Below are 23,853 nucleotides of genomic sequence, written 5' to 3'. Positions count from 1 at the left end.
AGCCTCAACAGCGAGGCGATCGTGTGCCTGGAAGCTGGGCTGATGCTGGCACCAGCCGGGGCGGAGGAACGCCTGACGGCCTACGCGAGACCTTGCCGCGCACCAGTTTTGCCCCCGCCGACAGCGACGCTTTCAAGCGTGAGGGCCGCCCGTGATCGCTGTGGACACCAACGTGGTGACCTATCTGCTGCTGCCCGGCCCGCAGACAGCACTGGCGGAAGCCTTGCTGATGGATCAACCCAACTGGGCGTCTCCGCCGTTGTGGCGCAGCGAATGGCGCAACGTGCTGAGCGGATACCTGCGACGCGGCGACCTGAGCCTCGATCAAGTGCTCAGCCTGCAGCAGCAGGCAGAAGACCTGGTGATTCGCCATGAGGAACCGGTGTGTTCTGACGCTGTGCTCCGGCTGGCGGCCACCAGTGGCTGCAGCGCTTACGACTGTGAATTCGTGGTCGCTGCTCAACAGCTGGGCATACCGCTGATCACGGCGGATCGCGCTGTGCTGAGAGCTTTCCCTGATCTGGCATATCCCCTGCATCAGGCCACCACCTGAATCAGCAGGGCTTGCGGCCTGGCCTGAGTGATCTCGTTACGGTGGAGTTCAGCAGGCGGAAGGTCGATGACGCTGGCACCTCCAAGCCCAACGCCTGGCGTGCAGCCGCTGCAGCTGCCCTGGGACCTACGGCTCAACGCTGATCAGTTCGAGCTGGTGTGCCAGGCCAATCCCGATGCGGTGCTCGAACTGGCGGCCGATGGCCAGGTGATTGCCATGACCCCCACCGGCAGCGAAGCCGGCGCCCGCAACCAGGCCCTTGGTGCATTGCTGTGGTGGGCGGTTCGCCGGAGTGGCCTGCCCTTGAAGGGGTTCGACAGCTCCAGCGGATTTCGGCTGCCGGATGGCTCGGTGCTGAGCCCTGATGCCTCCCTGGTGCGCCTGGATCGCTGGCAGGCTCTCAGCCCGGAGCAGCGCCGTGGGTTCGCGCCCCTCTGCCCCGATCTGGTGGTGGAAATGGCCAGCGCGTCCGACGAAGGGCCCCGTGGCGTGAGTGCACTCCGCCAGAAGATGGACACCTATCAGGCCAACGGGGCGCAGCTGGGCTGGTTGTTGCTGTCCGAGGAGAGAGCCGTGGAGGTCTGGCGCGCTGGGGCCGCCGCCACCCCTGAGCGCCACGACGACGCCAAGGAGCTCGATGGTGGCGAGCTGTTCGCGGGCCTGGTGTTGGATCTGGCTCCGATCTGGGACGTTTGAGAGGGCCTGTTTCGTGCCACAGCGATCATTGAATGGGTCCGTGCTGCGCTGGCCCAGTTCCGAGAGCGTGCTTGAGGCGGCAGGGCAGTGGGCCCAGCGCCAGGCGGCGGCCCAACCGGAGCTGGAGGCGGTGGGTGTGTTCCGCTCCTACGGGCGCGGCGATGCCGGTGTGGGCAGCGACCTGGATCTGCTGCTGGTGCTGCGTCAGTGCGAGCTGCCGATCTGGGAGCGCCTGCGCCCCTGGGACACGGCCGATCTTCCGCTGGCCACCGATCTGCTCGTCTACAGCCGCCGGGAGTGGGAAAGCCTCCCCCAGTGGAACCCGAAGCTGGCGGCAACGCTTGATCGCGACCTGCGCTGGCTGATCGCTCCGTCGCCGCTGGAGGCGAAGCTGAATCAGTAGGAGAGGTGGAGTTCACCGGCCACGGCGGCCAATCGTCGGTCTCGTGTCCAGAGGATGGCCTGGCTGAGCAGGGCGGAGGTGATCAGGTGGGCATCGATGTATCCGATCCCCCGTCCCATCAGCTGCCGGCTCTCGATCATGAGCAGAATCTCATGATCCGTCGCGATCGCCACGGGAGGCAAGGCCTTGAGCAGATCCAGCACGAGCTGGCGGTTCTGGAGATTGCCGCATGCCAACTCCCCGATCACCCAGGGGTGGATGGCGATCGTCCCTTGCTCAAGGCACTGCGACAGCTCCGGCAGAGTTCCGCGGAGGTGCTCGATCCAGACCGAGGTGTCGACAAGGATCACGCCGGATCGCTGCGGCGCCGGGGGATGGACTGGAGCTGGGGCTCAGAGCCACCCAGAGCGGCTAGGCGGCGGGCGCTTTCACGTTGCACGAGAGCTTTGAGCGCTTCGCGGATCAGCGTTGGACGCTCGTTGATGCCACTGAGCTGCTGGGCCTGGCTGAGGAGATCGTCGTCGAGGTTGAGGGTGGTGCGCATGCTCGATTCAGTCCAGGCTGGTGTGGCATCAATTCTGTCATCAGATGATGCGATTAATGGCGCTGCTGAGCCCCGCCGGCGCCGCCAGACCTGAGGAGACCTCCAAAGCATGCAGAAATGGCGACGCAAGCGCCAGATTGCCTGCGTTTTTGGCGGCGATAGGGCGATTTCTTCAAGGAGCCAGCTGGCAGTTTCTTCCTGTTCGGGCCGCACCGGAATGGGAAGTCAACCTGGCTGCGCCAAACCCAGACCCAGGCGGAGGCGCTCTGACTCGATCTTCTCAATTCAGAGGCGCTGCTCTGAGCCCACGCAAAGTTTGTTGAAGCCATCGCCCAGGGCCGTTGGAATCGGGAGGTAATCACTCACTGGCTGGGAACGCTGGGGGAGTTGTTGCTGAAGGGGGCCGCCAATGGTGCCTCGATCTGTTTTGTGGTGCCGCCTGGGGGCGGTGCCGGTTGCCCGGACGAGAGGCCCGGCGTCTGCCGCTGGCTTTGTCCTGCCGCTATCGGTCGGCGCGGCGTTGGTGCTGCTGCTCACGAGCCTGTCGGTGCAGACGGCGGCGCTGCAGGGATCGGCCCTGGCGGCGGCGGAGCTGAAGCAACGCCAGCAGGAGGATGCGCTGGATTCAGCGGCGCAGCGGGTGGCGGCCCAGCTGAGCGGCGCCTATGCCTGTCTGCTGCCGCAGGCTTCCGCGGCCTGGGTGATGCCGGTGGCTGGCTGTGCGCCGGGGCTGAATCCGGCGATGGTGGCGGCGGGCAAGGTGGGAGAGAACGACTACCGGGTGGTGGGCTGGACACCGGCTCTGGATGGCGAGGCGGCCCGGCCCGGTCAGCTGCGGCTGCAGCTGAGCGATGCAGGCAGCCAGCGGCTCTATGCCCTGGCGGTGGTGCCCGGCGACGGGGCGCCGCTGGTGCGCAGTGTGCGGGGGCTGGGGCGATGAATCTGGTGGAAGTGATGGTGGCGGCGGTGGTGTTCGGCCTCGCGGCCAATGCCTCGGCCCAGTTGTGGGCGTCGAGTGCGCTCTGGAGCCAGCGCGCCGAGCAGCGGCAGGAGCTGTTGCGCCGCCTCGATGCCGACCTGCTGCGGCGGGAGAATGGATTGCGCCGAGCGACTCTGGCGGTGGCACCAGCAAAGGATTGCGCGGTGGCGGGCGATTGGATGGAGGCCCAGCTGCAGGCGGCTGCCACGGAGCTGCCGGCGGAGGTGACGGCCACGCTGCAGCGCGAACAGAACAACGCGGCCGGCGGACTCTGGTTGGTGCTTCGCAGCGAGCATCAAGCGATCGAGCGGCGGCGGTTGTTCATGGCGGCGGCCCATGGGCTGTGCCAGCCGCCAGCCACCGAAACGGAGGTGGGGGCATGAGGAGCCTGAATGCCTGCCACCCCAGCCCTGGAGCTGGCTTCACGCTGCCGGAGCTGCTGGTGGGGATCACGGTGCTGGGGGTTCTGGCGGCGATGGCGCTGATGGCCTGGGGCGAAAACCTGGCGATCCAGCGGCTGGAGGCCGCCACGCGGAGGCTGGCGCAGGGGATCGAGCGGGGACGTGCCCAGGCGGCGGAGCAGGGGCAGCCCTGCGCGATGAGCCTGGGTGCCACGGGCTGGGAGGCGCCGGGCAGCGGCGGAGCGCCACCCGCCTGCGGCGAGGGCCTGCGCCGCCTTGATGATGGAGTGGACAGCGGATCGGTGCAGGTGCGCCACAACCTGCCGGCGGCGCTGCGCTTCAGCAGCAACGGCCTGGTGCTGGATGGCGGCACGGTGGTGCTCAGCAGTGAGGGCACCGAGCTGCGCCGCTGCCTGGTGATGGCCCTGCCGCTGGGGGTGGTGCGGCTGGGCCGCTACGGAGGCGCCGAGGTTGGGGCACCCGATAGCAGCGCCTGCCGCCCGGACCTTGCGTTATGAGAGCGATGGCACGGCAACTGTGGCGATCGGCGCCACCCTCTGCGGCAGGTTTCGGACTGGTGGAACTGCTGCTGGCGATGGTTCTGGGGCTGATGGTCTGCGGCGGCATGATCCAGGCGCTGGTGGGGGAGGGGCAGAACGCCCAGCGCTTCAGCTGGATGGTGCGGGAGCGGGCGCACCAGCGGCGGGCAATGGCGCTGATCCGCGACGATCTGGAGCGGGCTACGGCGGTGGTGGGCGCGGGAGTGGCGCCGGATGCGGTGAGCTGCGGTCTGGCGGGGCGCACGCCGGTGCTGCAGCTGCGGGTGCCGGTGAGCACGGGTGTGGCCACGATCACCTACTCGGTGGGAGCAGCGCCAAGCGGCATCTGGCGGGGCCGGGTGCTGATGCGCTGCGGACCGGCCTATCGGCTCGATGGATCGGTGAACCCAGCCAGCACCTTCCAGAGCCTGGTGGTGCTCGATGGCCTCGCTGGCGACCCCACCCCCTGGAGCGGCTGCGGCCAGCTGAGTGGCGGCCAGGTGCTGAACAGCTCCGCGGCGCTGCCCTTCTCAGCCTGCCTTGATCCGGTGAGCGGGCTGGTGGCGATGCGGCTGGAGCAAAGCTCGGCTGTGGCCAACGGCCCGGCGCGGCGTGTGCGCAGCGAGGCGGTGGCTGGGATGGGGTGAGGGGATGCGCTCACTAATTATGGCTTCATGAAATATCCCAAATCCATTCAATCGCAGCTGGTTTGTGCCGTGAAAATCTGCTAAGCGTGCGCAAAACCGGCGAGTCCTTGCTCTACATCGTGTCTATGAATGGATGACTCTGCATCGAGGAATCCCGTCTTCCTTGTGGTGGCACACTTGATCCGTAACAGCGCTAGGTGATCCTTTCGCGGTTGATGCCGTGGGAGCAGCTTGAGATGTCCTAAACGCTACAATTCAGTGCCACGATCGGAGCTCTTGCACAATCGGTGCGCTTGGCATTTTGCGCCCTTTGCATCAAGCAGAGACTTGGGCTGAGTGATGATGAGGCCGTCAGGCAGTTTCAGAAGAATGCCTTTATGCCTTGCTCTCTTGGATTCTCTTGCCACTCAAGTAAAGCATTGTTCGACCCATCAATGAATGCCCGGTTTCGTGAGCGTCTATCAGATGAAGAGCTGCGCGCAATCAATGAGCTGATCGTATCGCGAGGCAAAGAGATGCTGGTTGAGGCCGTAGCTGCCGGGCTGGATGATAACGAAGAAGCAGGTGATCCCGATGGAGACGGTGTCGAGCAGCTCTCACTTGACTCAATTGTCAAGCCTGCTGGCTGGCGAGAGGGCAAGAACTGGGGAGCCGTCAGCATTGATGCTTCCTGCAACTCGGCAGATATCGACTCCCCCACGGATTGGAAGTTACTCAATGAGCCGAGGCAAAGCACCTAAAGTATCATCGATGATCTTTGCCTACAGTCCCAGGATTTGGTTGCCATAGCCTCCATTGCAACCGTGAAAAAGCTCGTGCCAGCTTCCTGACGATCGCCAAGTAGAAATGCCAAGGCACCCCAAGCTGAAGGCTGTAGTGAGGAAGCAGCGCTGCAGCCTTGCGATCGAAGGTGGCAAGTACCTCACCGCCGAGCCAACGGCAGCTGTGGGCGATCTCCGCATCAGCCAAGTCACTATCGGTGGCCAGCGCCGGTTGCGCCGCTGCAGCCTGCCTCGGCAACAGCAGATCGCCGCCGGGGGGCAGCCGCAGGGACTCATCTCCGCTGGCCGGAGCCCGTGAGGTCCCATCCCCAAGCACAGCCGCGAACCGGCTCGGCTCGATCAGCCACAGCTGGGTTGACGGATCCTCTTCCGGCGGAAACGGGGTCATGTCCTCTTCCAGTGACCGCTCGCCCCGTTGCCAGCTACCGACGCAGAAGCGGGGCGTCGTTGTCGGCCAGCCAAGCGATGCCGCCTGGATCGATATCGGCGCTCTGCCCCGTTTCGGCCGCCCGATCCTCCGGCGCCGGCAGCGACCCCAATGGATCCAGCAGCAGCACCAGCGCCAGCAGTGCCCTGGCGTCAAGCCCCGCATCCAGCGTCAGCCCCAGCTTCATCGCCACTCCTTGCCCAGCAGCATTCTCTCGATCGAACCGATCTCGGGTCGCAGTGGGGAGCGCGTCAAGGGGCCGGCTCTCGCGGCGCATCAGCGGTCCCCCTGCGGACCACAGACGCTTGCCCCAAACTGGACGCGCCGAGCCCCCGCCGCCCATGACCACCCTGCCGCGCTCCGGGCTGCTGCGCCGCTGGCGCCCCACCGACCTCTCCGGCCGCATGGCCCGCTGGGGGCTGGTGATCGTGCTGATCTACGGGCTGATCGCCCTGCTAACGCCGCTGCTGATCCATCTGGGCCTGCTGGCCGACCCCAACACCGGCCTGGAGAATCCGATCTACTCAACCCCGTCGCTGCAGCACTGGTGCGGCACCGACCGCCTCGGGCGTGATGTGTGCGTTCGCACCCTCTCAGGCGCTGGCGTGGCCCTGCAGGTGGTGCTGCTGGCACTGGTGGTGGCCCTGGTGATCGGGGTGCCCCTGGGGATGCTCAGCGGCTACCTCGGCGGCTGGTTCGACCGGGTGCTGGTGCTGCTGATGGACACGCTCTACACCCTGCCGGTGCTGCTGCTCTCGGTGGTGCTGGCCTTCCTGCTCGGCCGCGGCCTGCCCAATGCCGCTGCCGCCCTCTGCGTGGTGTACATCCCACAGTACTTCCGGGTGGTGCGCAACCAGACGGCGCAGGTGAAGGCCGAGCTCTACGTGGAGGCCGCCCGCACCCTGGGGGCCGGGCCAATCTGGATCCTGCGCCGTTATCTCTTCCGCAATGTGATCACCTCGGTGCCGGTGCTGCTCACCCTCAATGCCGCCGATGCGGTGCTGGTGCTCGGCGGTCTGGGTTTTCTTGGTCTCGGATTGCCGGAAACGATTCCGGAATGGGGCGGCGATCTCCAGCAGGCTCTCACCGCCCTACCCACCGGCATCTGGTGGACCGCCCTCTACCCCGGCCTGGCGATGTTCGTGCTGGTGCTGGGGCTTTCGTTCTTGGGGGAAGGGCTGGAGGCCTGGGTGAGTGGAGGGGATGGAGGACGCGGAGGGTGACGGGTCCTCACGTCATGCCCGCAAATAAGGGAGGTGGAGATGGCTTGCTCCATGTCAGGACAAGGCACAGCCAATGGTCCCATTCCCGTCGATAGTGATCGTTGCCGTGGTGTTTGCTGAGGTTGAAGTTCCAGCAAGACAACGAATGCCTACCGGACCTGCTGTCCACTTGGCGGTATACGTTCCCCCGGTAGCAGCCTCACAGGGTTTTGGATTTTCAACTCCAGCAGCGGCAGGTGGATTAGGTGCGCCGCCAATGTCCGAGGCGGCAAATGTCGCACACTCCTTAGCCAGTCCAAGGGCTTCACCAATGGCTGCTCCTGCTTGGGCTGCGTTGCGGGCTTGCAGGTACTGCGGGAGTGCCACAGCGGAGAGAATGCCGATAACAGCAACCACAATCATCAGCTCCACCAGAGTGAATCCCTTGGTGAACCTGTTGGCACTGGCCTGATGCTGTCTCAGCTGTCGGATGATGGCGATTTTCATGTTGGTGCTCATGGTCAGAGATTTCAAGTTGACGCCTATGAGCGTTCCCCTCTTGGCGGTCATGGGCCGCTTGGCTGCAATCTCTTCACATAAGCCATTGCGTTTTATGGCTTTCAAGGCAAACTCTGCTCGTAGCAATGTGTTTGCTGCTTTCTTAGCCTTGGCGTGGACAAGGGTCAGCTCGTGCCCCAAAAGGGTGTTCCTTGTCAAGCTTTAATTATTCTTTAATGAAGTTCTAATGCTTTGCCCGCTCTTTTCCAGGCAAGACGGACCCTTCATCGTCATATTTGCCTTGAAAAGCTCCTCACGCGCTGCTCAGCAACCGCTGACAAGCTCCTGGGCCTCGCCAAGCGGCCTGATTTGTTGGTTTCCTGGCCAACCCTGCTGGCCCGCTGCGTGGGGCTCCGGTTCTTAGTAAGACTGATTAACAGTTCTGCCCCCTTTAATGCCCATCTGGGTCATGACACTCCTGCTGGCAGCTTCAGCGCTGCTCTGGTTGCTGGGCACGGCCAACAGCGACGACGTGATCGGCCTGCTTGAGCGCATATTGGCCCTTGGGGCGCTGGCCGTGGTCTTGTTGGTGGCACGGCCCGTGCTGCTGGAAGTTCTCGGGGTGGGCCTGGCCCTCTGGTTACCGAGGGCCCGCAGCGGCCAGGCGCCTCCGCCGCTGCCGAACCACAACGACGTGCTGATCCCGTTCCTCTGAAGATTCCATTCCTGTGAGCATCTTGCTTATCTGAATCCTGGGCGGGCTCAGTAGCTCAATAGTTCAGTAGCGCAGTTTCAGGGTTCGCGGCAGCTCTTCGCTGATTTCCCCCTCCGTTGTGAGCGCTGGGTAGGGGCGCCCCTGGCGACGGCACCACTCCGCCACCTGGGGGTAGGACCACTCGAACAGCAGCTTGTCGCGCGCTCCTTTCGGCAAGCCTTCGCCGGCCTGCGGCACCAGAACCGCCGCCTGACGCTGCCGCAGCGCCTCGAACAGCAGCACCGCCGCCGCCACCGACACATTCAGCGACTGCACCATGCCGCCGGTGGGGATGAACAGGGCCTGATCCACCATCGCCGCCGCCGCCTCGCTCAGGCCCCATTTCTCAGCCCCCAGCACGAAGGCTGTGGGGCCGCGGAAGTCGCACTGGCGGTAATCCACGGCGCTTGTGCCCAGCTGGGTGCCATAGAGCCGGAAGCCCTGCTGCTTCAGCTGGCCCAGCACCTCCTCCACCGTGTCGTGGGGACGCAGGGGCACCCACTTCTGGCTGCCCTGGGCCGTGCTGTTGAACGTGCGCGGACGGCCCTTCAGGCTCACCACATGGGCTTCCAGCACCCCCACCGCATCGCAGCTGCGCAGGATCGCCGAGAGGTTGTGGGGCTTGTCCACCGCCTCCAGCACCACGCTGAGATCGGCCATGCGCCGATCGAGCACGGAGCGGATCCGCTCGAAGCGGCGGGGCAGCAGGGGCATGGGCGCGGCGCGGCAAGGGCGACCGTAGGCCGCCTGCCGCGCCTCAGTTCAGCACCGGATCCAGTCCGGGGATGAAGGCGAGGCTGTTGCCGCTGCTGAGCACCGCCACCCCACCCTGCAACCGCCGGAAGCTGCCCTCGTCCTCCTGGGTCTGGCCGCTGCCGTCCTCGGCGCGAATCGCCACGCGCCCATCGGCGAAGAAGGCATAGGCGTTGCGGGAGCCGTCGGCCCAGGCCAGGTCGTAGAGGGTGCCGCCGCTGCGGCCACGCACGCGGCTGATGCGGCAGGGGATCTGTTCATCGCTGCCACCGGCGGCGCGGAACAGGCAGAGCCCATCCTGACTGGGTTTCAGATCAGGCGGCTGCGGCAGCTGCGGCCGCCGGGCCTGGCGTTGGCCAGGAGGCTCCGCCGCAGGCTGGCCAGCGGCCGGCAGCTGCGCCAGGAACTCGCGCACCACCTGCGATGACACCGCGAAATTCAACCCCTCGCTGTCGCCGAATTTGAAGGTGGCGATACCAGCAACGCACTGGCCCGCATCCAGCACCGGGCCGCCGGAGTTGCCGGGATTCACCGCCGCGTCGATCTGCAGGATCTGCTCGTTGCCGCGCAGGCTGCTCACCACTCCGCGGCTGAGGCTGAACTCCAGGCCCTTCGGGGCGCCGATCACGAACACCTCCTGACCCACGGCAGAGGCCTGATCGCGCAGGCGCAGCACCTTGCCCCGCGTGCCCTCGACCGCCAGCAGGGCCAGGTCGCTGGTGGGCTCCTCCCCTGATCCGCGCGCTACCACCCTGGCCCGGTCGCTGCTGCCATCCACCCACTTCAGCTGCACCACCTCGCTGCCATCCACCACATGGGCATTGGTGGCCAGGTAGGTGAGGCCGTTCTGCTGGGCCACTACGAAGGCGCTGCCCATGCCGCTGCCCGTGGACACCACCGCCACCCCCTCCCGGGCCGAGCGGAACACCTCCTCGGCGCTCTGTCGGCCTGTTGCACAGGCACTGGCTGCATCAGAATCTGCAGCATCCGCTCTGGCGACTGGAGCCGGCAGGGTGGCGGCCGCGGCCCGTGCCGACGGTGCCTCGGCAGTGGCGCGCACCAGGCCGCAGCCACTGAGCGTGAGCGCCAGGCCGGCGGCCCCTGCCGTCAGCCCCCAGGCGGCCCTCTTGATCCTGCTGGTGCTTCGCATCGTGGTGGCCCGTTGGGGGGCTCAAAGGAGTTGTGAACTCCGTTCTATGGCCGCGATTTGTCGGCTTCGATCGGCTTTCCGCCAGCGCTGATGACAGGATCTTTCTGCCGCTGCTTCCGGTCAGCCCTTGTCATGGTTGATGGCACTCCCGGCTTCGATCAGCGGGTGTGGGCGGCGGTTGGTCTGGTTCCCGCCGGCCGGCTGGCCACCTACGGGCAGATCGCTGAGCTGATCGGTGCCTACGGCTGCGCCCGTCAGGTGGGCTGGGCGCTGCGCCGTCTGCCCCTGCCCTCGGAGGTGCCCTGGCATCGGATCGTCAATGCCCGCGGCTGCATCAGCCTCAGCCTGGCGCGCGAAGGCAGCGACTGGATGCAGCGCCAGCTGCTGCTCGCTGAGGGCATCCCCGTGGACGAGCAGGGCCGGCTGCCCCTGCGGCGCTATCTGTGGAGGCCGCCGCCCCCTGCCGTTTGAGCGCCTCCCCCGCCACCCCAGCCCCGCCGGCACCAGACCAGGGCGCCATCGGGCTCGAGGCCCGGCGCGTGGCCTGGCGGGTGCTGCAGGCCGTGGCGGCCGGCGCTTACACCGATCTGGCTCTGGAGCGGGAGCTGCGCCGCTCCCCCCTGGCGCCGGCCGATCGCGCCCTGGCCACCGAGCTGGCCTGCGGTGCCATCCGCCAGCGAGGCCTGCTTGACGGCTGGATCGACGCCCTCGGCAAGGTGCGCGCTGAGCGCCAGCCGCCGCCGTTGCGCTGGTTGCTGCACCTCGGTCTCTATCAGCTCCTGTTCACCGCCCGGGTGCCGGCCTCGGCGGCGGTGAGCACAACGGTGGAGCTGGCCAAGCGCGACGGCCTCGTCCGCCTGGCGCCGGTGGTGAATGGGCTGCTGCGGGCCTGTCTGCGCCGCCGGCAGGCCCTCCCCCCCACTGCCGCCGCCTGGGAGCCCCTGCCCCTTCCCGCTGATCCCGCCGCCAGCCTGGCCTTGCGCGGTTCCCTGCCCCCCTGGCTGGCTGATGGGCTGCTGAAGTGGCTGCCCAGCGCGGGCGCCGAGGCCTTCGCCCTGGCTGCCAACCAGCCGCCCGCCCTCGATCTGCGCGTGAACCGCCTGCGCGCCACTCGCGAGGGGGTGATCGAGGCCCTCGCCGCTGCTGGCGTGAACGCCGAACCCCTGCCGGATCTGCCCTGGGGCCTCAGCCTCGGCGGCCGCAGCGGTGATCTGCGTGCCCTGCCCGGCTATGCCGAAGGCCACTGGAGCGTGCAGGACCGCACCGCCCAGGTGATCGCCCCCCTGCTCGACCCCCAGCCCGGGGAGCGCCTGCTCGATGCCTGCGCCGCCCCCGGCGGCAAGAGCACCCACCTGGCCGAATTGATCGGTGATGCCGGCACCGTGCTGGCGGTGGATCGCTCCGAGGGCCGTCTCCGCCGCCTGCGCGACAACGCCCGCCGCTTGGGGCTCAGCGCGATCGAGCCGCTCACCGCCGATGCCGCCCTCTCCGGCGCCCTCCCCGGACCACCCTTCGATCGCATCCTGCTCGATGCCCCCTGCTCGGGGCTGGGCACTCTGGCGCGCCACCCTGATGCTCGCTGGCGCATGACCCCAGGGGGCATCCGCGAGCTGGTGGACCTGCAGCGCAACCTGCTGGAGGCGATGCTGCCGCTGCTGGTCCCCGGCGGCCGCCTGGTGTACGCCACCTGCACCGTGCACCCGAGCGAAAATGGCGACCTGATCGCCGCTTTCCTGGAACACCATCCTGGCTGGCGGCTGCTGTCGCAACAGCAGCATTGGCCTGGTCCCCAGGGTGGAGATGGCTTCTATGCCGCAGTGCTGCAGGCGCCCGGCTGAAGCACGCGGGCGAGCCGGTTCAGGGAACGGGAGGAGGTGCCACCGGGGGAGGCGGTGCCACGGGCGGGGGTGCCACCGGGAAAGAGGGCGCAATCGGGGCTGGTGCGGGCTCCGGAGCGGGCAGGGGTTCGGGGCTTGGTTGACGCTCCTGGGGTGGCTGGCTCGGCGGCGGCAGCGTGGGTAGATCGGGAAGGGGAGGCAGGTCGCTGCCGCGCTCGCTCGGTGGCGGCGTCTGCGATGGTTCTGTCCGGTCGCGGTCTTCGCCGGGGGTGGGCAGGTCGCTGGGACGGCCCTGCTGGAAGGTTGATCTGGCCGCCCTGGTGGGCTTGAACGTGCCGGTGAGCACGGGCTTGGGCGCGAACTGCTTCACGGGCAGGTCCTTCACCACCACCGACATGTAGCGGCCCCAGGCTGCGGCGGCCGAACCGCTGTCGCTGCCGGTCTTGCGGTTGTTGTCGTAGCCCAGCCAGACGCCGGTGGTGAGCTGGGGAATGCCGCCGATGAACCAGAGGTCGCGCGCCCCCTCGGAGGTGCCGGTCTTGCCCGCCACGGGACGCCCTGAAAGGGAGGCCGCGCCGCCGGTGCCGCCGCTCACCACCCTCTCCAGCATCCACACCATGGCATCGGCGATGTCGCTGTCCACCGCCCGCCGCCCCTTGTCGCCATCCACGCGCCGGCTCCAGAGCAGCTCACCATTCGGTCCGTTGATCTCCTCGAACGGGGTGGCCGGCACGTACACCCCGCGGTTGATCACCGCCGCATAGGCCGTGGTCATGTCGAGCACGGTCTGCTCATAGGCGCCGAGGGCCATCGGGTAAAAGCGCCCCAGCTCCCGCGTGATGCCCAGGCTCTGGGCCGTGGCGATCACCTTGTCGAAGCCCACCTGCTGCAACAGGCTCACGGCCACGGTGTTGAGCGAGTTCTGCAGCGCCGTCGCCAGTGAGACCCTGCCCAGGTAGCGGTCGCTGAAGTTCTTGGGGCAGTACCCCGCGAAGCAGCGCTTGGCATCCAGCACCGTGTCTTCCGGCTTCATGCCGGCCTTGAGGGCAGAGAGATACACGAACAGCTTGAAGGTGGAGCCGGGTGAGCGCAGCGCCTGGGTGGCGCGGTTGAACTGGCTCTTGTTGAAGTCCTTGCCGCCCACCATCGCCCGCACCAGACCGGTGCCCGGCTCCACCGTCACCAGCGCCCCCTCCAGGCCGCCGTAGGCGCTGGAATCGATCACCTTCTGGCCTTCCTCCTGCCAGGCCTGATTCAGGCTGCTGCGGATCGTCAGTCCGCCCACTTCCAGCTGCTCGGCGCTCAGCACCTTGGGCAGCTCCTGTGCCACCCAGCCGGTGAAGAAGGGGGCGCGGCTGTTCCAGTACTTAGGCAGGGCCGGCTTCAGCTGCAGCGGTGTGGCCTTGGCGTCGGCCAGCTCCCCGGCATCGATGAAGCCGGCCTGGGCCATCCGCTCCAGCACCACGCTGCGACGCTGCAGAGCCAGCTCCGGGTTCACCAGTGGCGAATACACCGAGGGCGCTGGCGGCAGCCCCGCGATCATGGCCACCTCCGGCAGGGTCAGCTGGTCGGGGGTCTTGGAGAAGTAGATCCAGGCGGCATCGGCCACGCCGTAGGCGCTGGAGCCCAGATACACATAGTTGAGGTATTGCTCGAGGATCTGCTGCTTGCTCAGCTGCCGCTCCAGCTTTCCGGCCAGGGCCGCTTCCTTCAGCTTCCGGATCAGCGTGCGGTCCTGGCTGAGGAACACCGTGCGCGCCAGCTGCTGGGTGATCGTGCTCGCCCCCTCCTCCACCGAGCCCCGGCGCAGGTTGCGCAGCATCGCCCGGGCGATGCCGGTGGGGTCGATGCCTTCGTGCTGATAGAAGCGGCGGTCTTCGGCGGCGATGAAGGCCTCCTTCACCAGCTCTGGCATCTTGCCGCTGGCCACCTTCTCGCGCGTGGCCGGGCCCAGTTTCTGCAGCACCTCCCCGTCGGCCGAGAGGATCGTCACCGTGCCCGGACGGTTGAAGGTGCTGATCCGGCGAGCGTCGGGCAACAGGCTGTCCATCCCCTTGACCAGGGCGTTCACCCCCAGGGCCGTGGCGCCTCCAGCGGTGACTGCGAAGGCAGCGACCAACAGCAAGCGCCGCCTGCGTTTGCTCACAGGTCCCTCACATCACCACGGTCAGGCTGCTGTGCCCGATCGCCAGCGCCGTGACCAGCATCCCCAGCACCAGGAACGGCTGGGCGCTTGCCTGGTACTTCACATCGAAGGCCACTGGATCGCGGAGCAGCCAGATGTCCTGGAAGGTGATCTGGGGAATGATCAGCAGCACCAGCAGTACGGCCGAAAAGTTCTGACCGATGACGATCAGCACGGCCACCATCGCCAGCTGAAACAGATCGATCATTCCGGCGCTGATCCAGCTGGCCCGCTTGATCCCGAATACCACCGGCAGGCTCTGCAGCCCCAGGGCCCGGTCGCCCTCCACGCTCTTGAAATCGTTCACCACGGCGATGCCGAGGCCCGCCAGGCTGTAGGCCAGGGTCAGCAGGGCCGTGGTCCAGGTGAGCTGGCCGAACAGGGCCTGACCGGCCCACCAGGGCAGGGCGATGTAGCTGGCGCCGAGGGCGTAGTTGCCCAGCCAGCCGTTCTGCTTCAGCTTCAGCGGCGGTGCTGAATAGATGAAGCTCACCAGTGAGCCACCGAGCGCCAGCAGCAGCACCACCGGGGTGGTGTGGCCGGCCCAGAGGTCCAGGCCCCAGGCCACCGCCAGGCCGGCGATCAGCAGCAACCAGATCTGCACTTTCACCTGGGGCAGGGAGATGGCGCCCGATGGGATCGGCCGGTAGGGCTCGTTGATCGCGTCGATTTCGCGGTCGTAGTAATCGTTGATCGTCTGGGTGTAGCCGGCCAGCAGCGGCCCGCTCATCACCATGCAGGCCAGGGACGCGCCTACTTCCGGCAGGGTCCAGTGGAAATTGCCGGAAGCCGCCGCACCGCAGATCACACCCCAGATCAGGGGGATCCAGGTGACCGGCTTCATCAGCTGAAGGCGCAGCTTCCAGATGGAGCTGGTGCCGCTGGCACCTTTCATGCCAAGCAGCTGACGGGCGCCGCCGCCACTGTTGCTGGTCTCGGGGGCGTCGCTCAAATCAGACCGCAGCGATTTCGTCGTCGAAGAACCAGCCGGTGCTGCCGTTGGCGAGTTCCACCACCACCCCGATGCCGCTGCCATCGGTCATCTTGAAATCGCGGACGGTGCCGGTGGCATCGCTCTGAAGCATTTCGACCAGCTCGGCGGGGATCTGGTCACGCACCCGCGTGATCCTGACCTTCGAACCGATCACTACGGCGCTCGAGGGGCCTGAGGTGGCAGCCTGGGACATGACCGGCGCGACTGGATCGGGTGGCGCAACCTTAACAGCGAGACCATGGTGGCCCGGCGCATCATTCCCTGTCTTGACGTGGCCGACGGCCGGGTGGTCAAAGGGGTCAATTTCATCGGTCTGCGCGATGCCGGTGATCCGGTGGAGCTCGCCTGCCGCTACGACGTCGCCGGTGCCGATGAGCTGGTCTTCCTCGATATCGCCGCCAGTCACCAGGGTCGCCGCACCCTCGTTGACCTGGTGTGCCGCACCGCCGAGGCCGTCACCATTCCCTTCACCGTGGGTGGCGGCATCAGCGCTGTGGAGGGCATCACCGAGCTGTTGCGGGCCGGCGCCGACAAGGTGAGCCTCAACTCCTCGGCGGTGGCGCGGCCGGAGCTGATCAGCGAAGGGGCCCGCCAGTTCGGTTGCCAGTGCATCGTGGTGGCGATCGATGCCCGGCGCCGCCCGGATGGCAGCGGCTGGGACGTGTATGTCAAGGGCGGGCGGCATAACACCGGCCTCGATGCCGTGGCCTGGGCGAAGCGCGCCGTGGCCCTCGGTGCCGGTGAGATCCTGCTCACCTCCATGGATGGCGATGGCACCCAGGCCGGCTACGACCTGGTCCTCACCCGTGCCGTGGCTGAGGCGGTGGAGGTGCCGGTGATCGCCTCGGGTGGTGCCGGCAGCATCGATCACATCGCCGCCGCCCTTGATGAGGGCCAGGCCTCAGCGGCGCTGCTGGCCTCCCTGCTCCACGACGGCGTGCTCACGGTGCAGGCGATCAAGAGCGAGCTGCTGGCGCGGGGCCTGGAGCTGCGGCCGCTGGAGGCTGAATCGCTGCAGGCTTGGTCGCTGGAAGCTGAGTGCCCTTCCCTGGCCGGCGGAGGTGATGCAATCACAGCCGATCGCAAACTCTCGTTACATTGATTAAAACGCCTTCATTTAGGCTCTCACTCGCCTTTCTCCCCGTGCCGGCCCTGCAGCCACCTCTTTCCACAGCCCTCGGCCTACTGATGGTGTTTGTGGTGGTTGCTTTGGTTGCCTGGGCTCTTCAGTTGATGCAGTCGGCAAGTGACCGCCGCGAGTTTTCGCTGATGCTCGCCGGTTGCATGGTCTGCTCGGCCGCCGTCGGGCTGGCCACTGTGATGGTGCTCACCCTCACAGGTCCAAATCGCCTCGCCGGCCGCGCACTTTGGTTGCCCCAGCCCATTGAGGATCCAGGCGTCAGCCTCGATTCGGTCAAGCTCCCCTGGGATGGATCCCTTGATTGCCTGGTGGATCCCAGCCGTTGCTCCGCCCTGCGATCGTCTTGAGCGTCCCCCGCTCCATCTCCGCCGTTGAAGCCCGGTGATCCCCAGGCGGTGCGAGAGCTGTTCGAGGCCATCGCCCCTCGCTACGACCAGCTCAATGACTTGCTTTCCTTCGGGCTTCACCGCCTCTGGAAACGTCAGGCGGTGCTGTGGCTGCGCCCGCGGCCGGGACAGCGCCTGATTGATCTCTGCTGTGGCACCGGTGATCTGGCACTGGTGCTGGCCACGAAGGTGCGGCCAGGTGGGCAGGTGATCGGCCTGGATGCCGCCAATGCTCCCCTGCAGGTGGCCGCCGCCCGCGGCGCCCGCCAGCCCTGGCTGCCGCTGCAGTGGCACCAGGGCGATGCCCTGGCCACAGGGCTGCCGCCCCAGTCGTTCGATGGGGCGGTGATGGCCTACGGACTGCGCAATCTGGCTGATCCAGCCGAGGGCTTCAGGGAGCTGCGCCGGCTGCTGCGCCCGGGAGGGCGGGCGGCTTTGCTGGATTTCAACCGCCCCGACCCCAGCTCCCCCACAGGGGCAATGGCGGCGGCCTTCCAGCGCCTCTATCTGCGCCGGCTGGTGGTGCCCACAGCGCGATTATTCGATCTGCCCGAGCAGTACGCCTACCTCGAAGCCAGCCTGGAGCGCTTTCCCCGCGGCGGCGAGCAGGAGAACCTGGCTCACGAGGCCGGTTTCGCCTGGGCACGGCACCGTCCGCTGGCCGGCGGCCTGATGGGGCTGCTCGCTCTGGTGGCTTAACTGGGTCAGTCAGTTGCCTGCTGCGTCATGGGCGTTCCACTCTTCGATTTCGCCGCCAACATCGGCAAGAAAGTCTTCAACCATGGCGAAGATCCCGCCAAGACCGGCGAGAAGCTCAAGCAGCACATCGAGAAGAACAACCCTGGCCTCACCGACCTGAAGGTGTCCGTCGCCAACGGCGCAGCCACGGTCTCCGGCAACGCCAAGGACCAGGCGGCTTTCGAGAAGGCCGTGCTGATCGCCGGCAATGTGGAGGGGGTCAGCAAGGTGGAGGCTGCCGACCTGAAGGTGCCCGCTCCAGCCGCCACCGCCAAACCGGCGGAGCCTTCCACTTTCGTGCTGGTGGAGGAGGGTGACACCCTCTGGGGCATCGCCGAGCGCGCCTACGCCAACGGGGCCCGTTACACCGAGATCTTCGCCGCCAATAAGGAGGTGATCGAGGACCCCGACCTCATCTTCCCTGGCCAGAAGCTGCGCATTCCCAAAGGGTGAGGGTGCGGCTGCGGTCCCACAATGGCCCGAACCCATGGCGCCATCGGCGAGCGGCAGCGTGCACTTCCAGGACATCATCGCCGCCCTGAACAGCTTCTGGGCCGACCAGGGCTGCCTGTTGCTGCAGCCCTATGACACGGAAAAGGGCGCCGGCACGATGAGCCCCCACACGGTGCTGCGGGCAATCGGCCCCGAGCCCTGGGCCGTGGCTTACCCCGAACCCTGCCGCCGCCCCACCGACGGCCGCTACGGCGACAACCCCAACCGCGCCCAGCACTATTTTCAGTACCAGGTGCTGATCAAGCCCTCCCCCGACGGCATCCAGGAGACCTACCTGGCCTCCCTCGAAGCCCTCGGCATCCGCCAGCGCGACCACGACATCCGCTTCGTGGAGGACAACTGGGAGTCGCCCACCCTCGGTGCCTGGGGTGTGGGCTGGGAGGTGTGGCTCGATGGCATGGAAGTCACCCAGTTCACCTATTTCCAGCAGTGCGGCGGCCTCGACTGCCGGCCGGTGTCGATCGAGATCACCTACGGGCTCGAACGCCTTGCCATGTACCTCCAGGATGTGGAGAGCATCTGGGACCTGAGCTGGAACGGCCAGCGCAGCTACGGCGATCTCTGGCTGGCCTCGGAGAAGGGCCAGTGCACCTACAACTTCGAGGCCTCCAAGCCCGCACGTCTGCAGCAGCTCTTTGCTCTTTATGAGGCGGAAGCCAGCGATCTGGTGGCGGCTGGTCTGCCCGCCCCGGCACTGGATTACGTGCTCAAGTGCAGCCACACCTTCAATCTGCTGGAGGCCCGCGGCGTGATCTCGGTCACGGAGCGCACCGCCACCATCGGCCGCATCCGCCATCTGGCGCGCCAGGTGGCCGAGGCCTGGCTGCAGGAACGGCAGGCCCTGGGCTTTCCCCTGCTCAGCGACGACCAGCGCCGCGCCCTGGCGGCTGAACCGGCTCTGGCCTGAGGTCACTTCAGGGAGGCTCCGCTGATGAAACGCAACCTGCTGGCGCTGGTGCTGATCGCTGGCAGTTACCAGGCGGGCCGGCTCACCGAGCGGGCGATCTGGCCCTGCCGGCTGAGGCCGCTGGCGGCCCTGGTGGCTCCGCTGCTGGGTCAGGAGTTGCCCAGCCCCCAGCTCTGTGAGCTGATGCTCAGCCTGCCCGGCTGACGCTGGCGACCAGATGACGCATAGATGACGACCTGATGACGACCAGAGTTGCTTGAGCTGGGAATCCTTCGGGGACTGGCGCTGGTTCCATGCCCTTTCTGGTGGTGTCACTCGCCCTGGCGGGGCTGGCGCTCGGCACCGTGCCCCTGGCAGCCATGTCCCGGCTGGTCATCCTGTTCCTGCTCGGGGCTACCGGCTGCTGGCGGGCACGGCAGCTGGGGGCCAGGCCGCTGCCGACGCTGGCCCTGCTGGTGATTGCCCCGTCGCTGCTGCTCTGGTCGCTCTGGCGCCAGCCCCAGCCAGGCCCGGGCGATCCGGTGCAGCTGCTGGAGGGCGAGAGTGGCCGTGAGCAGGTGCTGCGCGGTCAGCTCGCCAGCGATCCCCGCCCTCGGGGCGATGCGGGGGGCTGCTCGTTGCCCCTGCGCACGGCCGGTGGCCACACTGAGCTGCTGCTGGAACCCTGCCCGCCCCTGCGCCAGGGCTGGCTGGTGGAGGCCAGCGGCAGCCTGCGGCGGCCGGTCAGCGGCCCCCATCCGCTGCTGAGCGGTCCGGCGGAACGCCTCGCCCGCCGCGGCATCTGGAGCCAGCTGCGCCTGGGGGCCGCCACGGATCTGAGGGTGCTGGCGCGCCCGGCCACCCCCATCGCCGATCTACGCCGCCGCATGGCCGCCGCCCTGATCCAGCAGGGCGGGGAGCGCAAGGGGGGCATTCTCGCGGCCCTCGTACTTGGCAGCGCCGTGGTGCCATTGCCGGCGGATGTGGGCGCCAGCTTCCGCGCCGCCGGCCTCTCCCACGCCCTGGCCGCCTCCGGCTTCCACCTCACGGTGCTGCTCGGGGCGGTGATGACCCTGGGTCGACGGCTGCCGCGGCTGCCCCGCTGCCTCCTGGCCCTGGGGGCGATGCTGCTGTTCCTGCTGCTGGCGGGCCCCCAGCCCTCGGTGGTGCGAGCAGTGCTGATGGGTGGGGTGGCATTTGCGGTGCTTGAGAGCGGCGGCCGCAGCCGGCCCCTGGGGGTGCTCCTGCTGAGCGTTCTGCTGATGCTGCTGGTGGAGCCCTGGTGGCTTCAGGACGTGGGCTTCCAGCTCTCGGTGGCGGCGACCGCCGGACTGATCCTCACCGCTAGCCCCCTGGAGGCGGCCCTGACCAGGTGCCTGCCGGCCTGGGCGGCGGCGGGGCTGGCGGTGCCCGTGGCCGCCTCGCTCTGGACCCTGCCGCTGCAGTTGCACCATTTCGGCATCGTTCCCCTGTATGCCGTGCCCGCCAACCTGGTGGTGGCGCCCCTGCTCACCCCGCTCACACTCGGCGCCATGGCGATGGCGCTGACGGCGGTGCTGCTGCCGCCCCTGCTGCCGCTGCTGGCCTGGCCGCTGCTGCCGCTGTGCAGCCTGTTGCTGGCGATCACCCGCGGCTTCGCGGCCCTGCCGATGGCCCAGTGGCAGCTGGGCCGCCCCCTGCCCGCCCTGGTGCTGCTCTTCGGTCTTTCACTGCTGCCCTGGCTGCTGCCGGGTGCCGGCGCCTGGCCGCGGCGGCTGGGGGCGGCGGGGCTGGCTCTGGTGTTGACGGTGCATCTGGCCCTGCTCGGCGGTGATGCCCTGCTGTTGGTGCACCGCTGGAGCGGCGATCTGCTGGTAGCCCGCCACCGGGGGCGCGGCGCCCTGGTGAGTGGCCGCGCCGATGACTTCAGCTGCGCCGATGCCCGCAAGCTCGCCAGTGGCCTCGGCCTGGAGCGCTACGACTGGATCACGCTGCTTGATCCGGTCGCTCCGACCGATCCGGCCTGCTGGAGCGGCCAGACCTCACTGCTGGTCTCCAGTCACGATGGCCAGAGCGGCCTGCAGCCTGGTCAGCGCCTGGAAAGCCCCGGCCTCAGCCTTGCTCCCCTCAGCGGCGATAGCCAGGCCCTCCATCTCGGCATCGGCCGCCACCGCTGGTGGCTGCTGCCCGATCCCCAGTCGCTTGAGGCATGGAGCGATCGCGGCCAGCCCAATGCTGAATCGCTGGCGGGAGTGTGGCTGGGTTTTCGGCCCAGCCCCCGCCAGCAGCAACTGCTGAGCGCCTCTGGCCCCGGGCAGGTGTGGCTCAGCGGCGAAGCCCCTGGCCTGCCCAGGGGTTGGAGCGCCAGCGGTACGAGTGGATCGCTTGAGGGAGCAGCAGGCTGACACATACCCGCTTATGAATTCGTGCTGATGAATCCGTAGAGTGCCGCGTGGCTGAGCCATCGGTGCCTGTGGGCACGGAAGGTCGGTCCTGGAGAGGTGGCTGAGTGGTCGAAAGCGAACGACTCGAAATCGTTTGAAGGGAAACCTTCCGTGGGTTCGAATCCCACCCTCTCCGTTTTTCGGTCAAAACTGCTCTTCCCGGCAGGTCTCGTTGCGCCCCACAACTTCCCCTGATCCAAGCTGGGATCAGGGTCGGCGGGGCTGCATTGCAGCACCTGGAGCAACGCCTCGATCGACTGGAGCAGCAAGGGGTGCTGATCGCCAAGCAGCTGGCGGGATCTACCCTCCCGCCAACCTGAAGCTCCAGCCGCAGCCCCTGACCATGCCCCCAAACCTTGAGAAGCTGGGCCGCTTTCTGCTGCGCGGCCTCCGCATCGGTGCCAGCACGATCTCGATCGTGGAGCTGCTGCGCAGCGATTGGACCGGCGGCATCAGCGCCGGGGTGGCCTGGCTCGTGTTTCTGCAGGTGGAGCGGCGGCTGCCGCCAGAACCGACGGACACCCAGAGATGAGCGCCAGCCTGCAAGCCTTGGAAGTGTTGCCAGGCCTGCCGAGTGGGCCAGTTGCGGAGCGATGAAGCCCTCTTCATGAAGACCAGTTGCCCCCGGTGAAGAGCGTTGTCGATCGAGCTGCAGCACGTGCCGGCAGCAGCTGGCCGTCCGATTGTGAATGCATCGACCACCGGGAGGCTCCAAAGCATGGAAGACGCCCCACCTGAGCATCAGCCAGGAGCGCGCTGACGATCCGGTCCCTGCTCCAACACTTTCTACGGATCACTGACTTCCCCGGCGTGTGACGCGGCTGTTTGATTTACTGCAACGCCGTCCATTGCACCGTTAACGGCTCTGCCTCAGGTGCCCAGGACCAAACGGGAAGTCCCACTTGTCAACTGGCCCCAGGTGCCAGCGTCAGCAGCTCTGCCCCCACCAACTAAATTGCTTCAAAGCCCGGTGGCCTCGTCACCGGGCTTTGTCATGCCTGCCCCATCCTGGGGCGCACCAGCTCGAACACCTCCCCCAGGCGGGTGTAGTCGTTCGAGGCCAACTTGCCCAAGGGGCGGAGTGCTTCCGCCGAAGCAGTACCCGAGGCGCCCAGGCAACGCTCCTGTACGTGCACCATCACCACCTGGCCCAGAGCCATCGTGAACGTGGTGTCGGGCACGGGGATCAGCTCGAGCAGCTCACACTCGAGGCAGGCGGCAGCATCCCGCACACGTGGCGCCGCGATCCGGCTGCAGGGCACAGCAGCCAGCCCGGCGGCATCAAATTCATCAGTGCCAGGCGGGTAGTCGGTGGCAGTGATGTTCATCGCCCCGACGAGCCGGTCATCCACCACATGCACGGCAAAGCAGCGGGTCTGGCGGATGTTGCGCAGGGTGTCCTTCTCCCGATCTCGCCGGGCACCGATCGAGACCATCAGCACCACCGGCTGATCACTCACGGCATTGAAGAAGCTGAACGGCGCCAGGTTGGCTTGCCCCTCGCTGCTGATCGTGCTCACCCAGGCAATCGGCCGCGGCACCACCAGGCTGGTGCAGAGCCGGTAGAGCGCTCCGCTATCCAGGGTGCCGGGGTCAATGGAGCGAATCGGCTCGGGTCCGGGCATCGACGGGCCGAGATCAGGGGCACTTCATGCTGCAACAACCACCCCCAACTGGCCCTTGCTGACGATGATCTTCTTCTGGGAAGCCAGTGCTCAGCAGCTGAGCAGCTGCCGCAGGAACTGATCGCTCAGGGCCGCCGCCATGGCCCAGTTGTCCGCCTCGCTGAGGCCGGAGCTGCGGGTGGGCTTGAAGCTGTGGTCACCGCTCGGGATCCAGCGCAGCTGCACCTGCGGCGAGAGGCTGTAGGTCTCAACCTCATCGCGGCGGCCGAACGTGTCGCGTTCCCCCTGCAGGATCAGGGTCGGGGTCTGCAGGGCGGCCAAGTGCTCGGTGCGCAGCTGCAGTGGCTTGCCGGGCGGGTGGAAGGGATAGCCCAGACAGATGCAGCCGCGCACCCCATCACTGGCAGCCAGCTCATCCACCAGCAGGCTGGCTACGCCAGCGTCTTAAGGAAACTCTGATCAAGACGGCTTAACCCATAAAACCTAGTCTCATTCTCGTCAATGAGACGATGCTGAGCAGAATTTGCCCCCATTCACTCACTCCAGTCCTTGCAGAGACGTTCAGGCAGTTTCCAGCATGCATTTTGTTTTGATATTTGGATGAATGTCGACCTTTAAGACTCACTAAACCCTTGTACTACGCTGGATCAGGTATTCGTTCCCGAACCATCCAAAGGTTTGCCAGGGCAAAAAGCAACTGTATGCGTTCAGGGGGCAGGACAGCTCGCAGCGAACATCGCTACGGCTGAACCCTTGACGTCGGCGTGATTCCCGATTGCATCTCAGGCAGAGACTG

General features: G+C 67.1%; 32 protein-coding genes and 1 tRNA gene. 22 read left to right on the top strand and 11 right to left on the bottom strand.

Features of this window, described 5'->3' with window-relative positions:
- The first annotated feature begins 151 nt into the window (after positions 1–151).
- The 3 genes from CJZ82_RS10485 (at position 152) to CJZ82_RS10475 (ending at position 1,652) form a co-directional block, all read left to right on the top strand.
- Positions 152–553 (top strand): type II toxin-antitoxin system VapC family toxin, encoded by a 402-nt coding sequence (locus tag CJZ82_RS10485; protein WP_094555729.1) that lies wholly within the window; start codon positions 152–154, stop codon positions 551–553.
- Positions 554–619: 66 nt separating this feature from the next.
- Positions 620–1,249, top strand: a complete 630-nt coding sequence (locus CJZ82_RS10480; RefSeq protein WP_094555728.1) for a Uma2 family endonuclease — start codon at positions 620–622, stop codon at positions 1,247–1,249.
- A 40-nt stretch (positions 1,250–1,289) separates the two neighbouring features.
- Positions 1,290–1,652 (top strand): nucleotidyltransferase domain-containing protein, encoded by a 363-nt coding sequence (locus tag CJZ82_RS10475; RefSeq protein WP_198949732.1) that lies wholly within the window; start codon positions 1,290–1,292, stop codon positions 1,650–1,652.
- On the opposite strand, the gene CJZ82_RS10470 is transcribed toward CJZ82_RS10475, so the two are convergent.
- Together CJZ82_RS10470 and CJZ82_RS10465 are read right to left on the bottom strand one after the other, a co-directional pair.
- Positions 1,646–2,002 (bottom strand): type II toxin-antitoxin system VapC family toxin, encoded by a 357-nt coding sequence (locus tag CJZ82_RS10470; RefSeq protein ID WP_094555726.1) that lies wholly within the window; start codon positions 2,000–2,002, stop codon positions 1,646–1,648. The two genes, CJZ82_RS10475 and CJZ82_RS10470, sit on opposite strands and share 7 nt — an antisense overlap.
- Positions 1,999–2,196, bottom strand: a complete 198-nt coding sequence (locus CJZ82_RS10465) for a type II toxin-antitoxin system VapB family antitoxin (protein ID WP_094555725.1) — start codon at positions 2,194–2,196, stop codon at positions 1,999–2,001. Before CJZ82_RS10465 ends, CJZ82_RS10470 begins: the two co-directional genes overlap by 4 nt.
- A 448-nt stretch (positions 2,197–2,644) precedes the next feature.
- Here CJZ82_RS10465 and CJZ82_RS10460 point away from each other — a divergent pair, with 448 nt between their 5' ends.
- The 6 genes from CJZ82_RS10460 (at position 2,645) to CJZ82_RS17895 (ending at position 5,842) form a co-directional block, all read left to right on the top strand.
- Positions 2,645–3,136 carry a hypothetical protein gene (locus CJZ82_RS10460; RefSeq protein ID WP_233130192.1) on the top strand — a complete coding sequence of 164 codons (492 nt, stop codon included), beginning with the start codon at positions 2,645–2,647 and terminating at the stop codon, positions 3,134–3,136.
- Positions 3,133–3,558, top strand: coding sequence for a hypothetical protein (locus tag CJZ82_RS10455; RefSeq protein ID WP_094555723.1), 426 nt, complete (start codon positions 3,133–3,135; stop codon positions 3,556–3,558). Before CJZ82_RS10460 ends, CJZ82_RS10455 begins: the two co-directional genes overlap by 4 nt.
- The gene (locus CJZ82_RS10450; protein ID WP_094555722.1) at positions 3,555–4,094 is read left to right on the top strand and encodes a GspH/FimT family pseudopilin; all 540 of its coding nucleotides are present in this window, start codon (positions 3,555–3,557) and stop codon (positions 4,092–4,094) included. The genes CJZ82_RS10455 and CJZ82_RS10450 overlap by 4 nt, the downstream gene beginning before the upstream one ends.
- Before the next feature lie 5 nt (positions 4,095–4,099).
- Positions 4,100–4,762, top strand: a complete 663-nt coding sequence (locus CJZ82_RS10445; protein WP_143593630.1) for a type II secretion system protein J — start codon at positions 4,100–4,102, stop codon at positions 4,760–4,762.
- 287 nt (positions 4,763–5,049) lie between these two features.
- Complete coding sequence (locus CJZ82_RS10440) at positions 5,050–5,502, top strand: transposase (RefSeq protein WP_255380889.1); 453 nt, start codon at positions 5,050–5,052, stop codon at positions 5,500–5,502.
- Positions 5,503–5,638: 136 nt separating this feature from the next.
- Complete coding sequence (locus CJZ82_RS17895) at positions 5,639–5,842, top strand: hypothetical protein (RefSeq protein WP_143593629.1); 204 nt, start codon at positions 5,639–5,641, stop codon at positions 5,840–5,842.
- 124 nt (positions 5,843–5,966) lie between these two features.
- Here the strand turns inward: CJZ82_RS17895 and CJZ82_RS10430 are convergent, their stop codons facing one another.
- On the bottom strand, positions 5,967–6,164 hold the full coding sequence (locus CJZ82_RS10430) for a hypothetical protein (protein WP_233130191.1): 198 nt from the start codon (positions 6,162–6,164) through the stop codon (positions 5,967–5,969).
- Positions 6,165–6,312: 148 nt separating this feature from the next.
- Here CJZ82_RS10430 and CJZ82_RS10425 point away from each other — a divergent pair, with 148 nt between their 5' ends.
- Positions 6,313–7,194 carry an ABC transporter permease gene (locus tag CJZ82_RS10425; RefSeq protein WP_094555717.1) on the top strand — a complete coding sequence of 294 codons (882 nt, stop codon included), beginning with the start codon at positions 6,313–6,315 and terminating at the stop codon, positions 7,192–7,194.
- 54 nt (positions 7,195–7,248) lie between these two features.
- Here the strand turns inward: CJZ82_RS10425 and CJZ82_RS19480 are convergent, their stop codons facing one another.
- Positions 7,249–7,872: a prepilin-type N-terminal cleavage/methylation domain-containing protein gene (locus CJZ82_RS19480; RefSeq protein WP_304442170.1), complete on the bottom strand. Its 624-nt coding sequence runs from the start codon at positions 7,870–7,872 to the stop codon at positions 7,249–7,251.
- 253 nt (positions 7,873–8,125) lie between these two features.
- Between CJZ82_RS19480 and CJZ82_RS10415 the strand changes: the two genes are divergently transcribed.
- Complete coding sequence (locus tag CJZ82_RS10415) at positions 8,126–8,386, top strand: hypothetical protein (RefSeq protein ID WP_094555716.1); 261 nt, start codon at positions 8,126–8,128, stop codon at positions 8,384–8,386.
- A gap of 63 nt (positions 8,387–8,449) precedes the next feature.
- Here the strand turns inward: CJZ82_RS10415 and trmH are convergent, their stop codons facing one another.
- A complete protein-coding gene (gene trmH / locus CJZ82_RS10410) occupies positions 8,450–9,139 on the bottom strand; it encodes a tRNA (guanosine(18)-2'-O)-methyltransferase TrmH (protein ID WP_094555715.1) in 690 nt (229 codons plus the stop codon).
- Positions 9,140–9,182: 43 nt separating this feature from the next.
- Positions 9,183–10,328 carry a S1C family serine protease gene (locus CJZ82_RS10405; RefSeq protein WP_094555714.1) on the bottom strand — a complete coding sequence of 382 codons (1,146 nt, stop codon included), beginning with the start codon at positions 10,326–10,328 and terminating at the stop codon, positions 9,183–9,185.
- Between the two features lie 132 nt (positions 10,329–10,460).
- Between CJZ82_RS10405 and CJZ82_RS10400 the strand changes: the two genes are divergently transcribed.
- Positions 10,461–10,799, top strand: coding sequence for an MGMT family protein (locus CJZ82_RS10400; protein ID WP_094555713.1), 339 nt, complete (start codon positions 10,461–10,463; stop codon positions 10,797–10,799).
- Complete coding sequence (locus tag CJZ82_RS10395; protein WP_094555790.1) at positions 10,796–12,166, top strand: 16S rRNA (cytosine(967)-C(5))-methyltransferase; 1,371 nt, start codon at positions 10,796–10,798, stop codon at positions 12,164–12,166. Before CJZ82_RS10400 ends, CJZ82_RS10395 begins: the two co-directional genes overlap by 4 nt.
- A gap of 19 nt (positions 12,167–12,185) precedes the next feature.
- Here CJZ82_RS10395 and CJZ82_RS10390 read toward each other — a convergent pair whose 3' ends face one another.
- Genes CJZ82_RS10390 through CJZ82_RS10380 form a run of 3 tightly spaced genes read right to left on the bottom strand, consistent with a single transcriptional unit; the run spans position 12,186 to position 15,538 of the window.
- Positions 12,186–14,312: a PBP1A family penicillin-binding protein gene (locus CJZ82_RS10390; RefSeq protein ID WP_094555712.1), complete on the bottom strand. Its 2,127-nt coding sequence runs from the start codon at positions 14,310–14,312 to the stop codon at positions 12,186–12,188.
- Positions 14,313–14,319: 7 nt separating this feature from the next.
- Complete coding sequence (gene chlG, locus CJZ82_RS10385) at positions 14,320–15,303, bottom strand: chlorophyll synthase ChlG (RefSeq protein WP_094555711.1); 984 nt, start codon at positions 15,301–15,303, stop codon at positions 14,320–14,322.
- Position 15,304: 1 nt separating this feature from the next.
- Positions 15,305–15,538 (bottom strand): DUF2862 domain-containing protein, encoded by a 234-nt coding sequence (locus tag CJZ82_RS10380; RefSeq protein WP_094555710.1) that lies wholly within the window; start codon positions 15,536–15,538, stop codon positions 15,305–15,307.
- Positions 15,539–15,583: 45 nt separating this feature from the next.
- Here CJZ82_RS10380 and hisF point away from each other — a divergent pair, with 45 nt between their 5' ends.
- The 9 genes from hisF (at position 15,584) to CJZ82_RS10335 (ending at position 21,964) form a co-directional block, all read left to right on the top strand.
- Positions 15,584–16,447, top strand: coding sequence for an imidazole glycerol phosphate synthase subunit HisF (gene hisF, locus CJZ82_RS10375; protein WP_233130190.1), 864 nt, complete (start codon positions 15,584–15,586; stop codon positions 16,445–16,447).
- 41 nt (positions 16,448–16,488) lie between these two features.
- On the top strand, positions 16,489–16,833 hold the full coding sequence (locus CJZ82_RS10370) for a hypothetical protein (protein WP_094555709.1): 345 nt from the start codon (positions 16,489–16,491) through the stop codon (positions 16,831–16,833).
- Positions 16,834–16,857: 24 nt separating this feature from the next.
- Entirely contained in the window at positions 16,858–17,571 is a 714-nt protein-coding gene (gene ubiE / locus CJZ82_RS10365; protein WP_094555708.1) for a bifunctional demethylmenaquinone methyltransferase/2-methoxy-6-polyprenyl-1,4-benzoquinol methylase UbiE, read from the top strand.
- A 27-nt stretch (positions 17,572–17,598) separates the two neighbouring features.
- Positions 17,599–18,063 carry a peptidoglycan-binding protein LysM gene (gene lysM / locus CJZ82_RS10360; protein WP_094555707.1) on the top strand — a complete coding sequence of 155 codons (465 nt, stop codon included), beginning with the start codon at positions 17,599–17,601 and terminating at the stop codon, positions 18,061–18,063.
- A gap of 58 nt (positions 18,064–18,121) precedes the next feature.
- Positions 18,122–19,030 carry a glycine--tRNA ligase subunit alpha gene (gene glyQ, locus CJZ82_RS10355; protein WP_094555789.1) on the top strand — a complete coding sequence of 303 codons (909 nt, stop codon included), beginning with the start codon at positions 18,122–18,124 and terminating at the stop codon, positions 19,028–19,030.
- Between the two features lie 24 nt (positions 19,031–19,054).
- Positions 19,055–19,234: a hypothetical protein gene (locus tag CJZ82_RS10350; RefSeq protein WP_094555706.1), complete on the top strand. Its 180-nt coding sequence runs from the start codon at positions 19,055–19,057 to the stop codon at positions 19,232–19,234.
- Between the two features lie 89 nt (positions 19,235–19,323).
- Complete coding sequence (locus tag CJZ82_RS10345) at positions 19,324–21,393, top strand: ComEC/Rec2 family competence protein (RefSeq protein WP_094555705.1); 2,070 nt, start codon at positions 19,324–19,326, stop codon at positions 21,391–21,393.
- A gap of 90 nt (positions 21,394–21,483) precedes the next feature.
- Positions 21,484–21,568: transfer RNA gene (locus CJZ82_RS10340), tRNA-Ser, on the top strand.
- Positions 21,569–21,775: 207 nt separating this feature from the next.
- The gene (locus CJZ82_RS10335) at positions 21,776–21,964 is read left to right on the top strand and encodes a hypothetical protein (RefSeq protein WP_094555704.1); all 189 of its coding nucleotides are present in this window, start codon (positions 21,776–21,778) and stop codon (positions 21,962–21,964) included.
- A gap of 460 nt (positions 21,965–22,424) precedes the next feature.
- Here CJZ82_RS10335 and CJZ82_RS10330 read toward each other — a convergent pair whose 3' ends face one another.
- A complete protein-coding gene (locus tag CJZ82_RS10330; RefSeq protein WP_094555703.1) occupies positions 22,425–23,057 on the bottom strand; it encodes a flavin reductase family protein in 633 nt (210 codons plus the stop codon).
- A gap of 90 nt (positions 23,058–23,147) precedes the next feature.
- Positions 23,148–23,477 (bottom strand): alpha/beta family hydrolase, encoded by a 330-nt coding sequence (locus CJZ82_RS10325; RefSeq protein WP_233130189.1) that lies wholly within the window; start codon positions 23,475–23,477, stop codon positions 23,148–23,150.
- Positions 23,478–23,853 lie beyond the last annotated feature (376 nt).

The sequence above is a fragment of the Synechococcus sp. 1G10 genome (assembly GCF_002252625.1).
Classification (GTDB): Bacteria; Cyanobacteriota; Cyanobacteriia; order PCC-6307; family Cyanobiaceae; genus Regnicoccus_A.
Note: the sequence above shows the minus strand (reverse complement) of the source record. Positions and strands in the feature narration are given on the sequence as shown.

Bases quoted from the DNA above. Each gene is read 5' to 3' on its own strand.
- CJZ82_RS10465 (WP_094555725.1), bottom strand. From the start codon at position 2,196: ATGCGCACCACCCTCAACCTCGACGACGATCTCCTCAGCCAGGCCCAG.
- CJZ82_RS10345 (WP_094555705.1), top strand. From the start codon at position 19,324: ATGCCCTTTCTGGTGGTGTCACTCGCCCTGGCGGGGCTGGCGCTCGGC.
- CJZ82_RS10455 (WP_094555723.1), top strand. From the start codon at position 3,133: ATGAATCTGGTGGAAGTGATGGTGGCGGCGGTGGTGTTCGGCCTCGCG.
- lysM (WP_094555707.1), top strand. From the start codon at position 17,599: ATGGGCGTTCCACTCTTCGATTTCGCCGCCAACATCGGCAAGAAAGTC.
- CJZ82_RS10425 (WP_094555717.1), top strand. From the start codon at position 6,313: ATGACCACCCTGCCGCGCTCCGGGCTGCTGCGCCGCTGGCGCCCCACC.
- CJZ82_RS10450 (WP_094555722.1), top strand. From the start codon at position 3,555: ATGAGGAGCCTGAATGCCTGCCACCCCAGCCCTGGAGCTGGCTTCACG.
- CJZ82_RS10335 (WP_094555704.1), top strand. From the start codon at position 21,776: ATGCCCCCAAACCTTGAGAAGCTGGGCCGCTTTCTGCTGCGCGGCCTC.
- CJZ82_RS10330 (WP_094555703.1), bottom strand. From the start codon at position 23,057: ATGCCCGGACCCGAGCCGATTCGCTCCATTGACCCCGGCACCCTGGAT.
- CJZ82_RS10445 (WP_143593630.1), top strand. From the start codon at position 4,100: ATGGCACGGCAACTGTGGCGATCGGCGCCACCCTCTGCGGCAGGTTTC.
- CJZ82_RS10480 (WP_094555728.1), top strand. From the start codon at position 620: ATGACGCTGGCACCTCCAAGCCCAACGCCTGGCGTGCAGCCGCTGCAG.
- CJZ82_RS10400 (WP_094555713.1), top strand. From the start codon at position 10,461: ATGGTTGATGGCACTCCCGGCTTCGATCAGCGGGTGTGGGCGGCGGTT.
- CJZ82_RS10380 (WP_094555710.1), bottom strand. From the start codon at position 15,538: ATGTCCCAGGCTGCCACCTCAGGCCCCTCGAGCGCCGTAGTGATCGGT.
- trmH (WP_094555715.1), bottom strand. From the start codon at position 9,139: ATGCCCCTGCTGCCCCGCCGCTTCGAGCGGATCCGCTCCGTGCTCGAT.
- CJZ82_RS10405 (WP_094555714.1), bottom strand. From the start codon at position 10,328: ATGCGAAGCACCAGCAGGATCAAGAGGGCCGCCTGGGGGCTGACGGCA.
- hisF (WP_233130190.1), top strand. From the start codon at position 15,584: ATGGTGGCCCGGCGCATCATTCCCTGTCTTGACGTGGCCGACGGCCGG.
- CJZ82_RS10350 (WP_094555706.1), top strand. From the start codon at position 19,055: ATGAAACGCAACCTGCTGGCGCTGGTGCTGATCGCTGGCAGTTACCAG.
- CJZ82_RS10415 (WP_094555716.1), top strand. From the start codon at position 8,126: ATGCCCATCTGGGTCATGACACTCCTGCTGGCAGCTTCAGCGCTGCTC.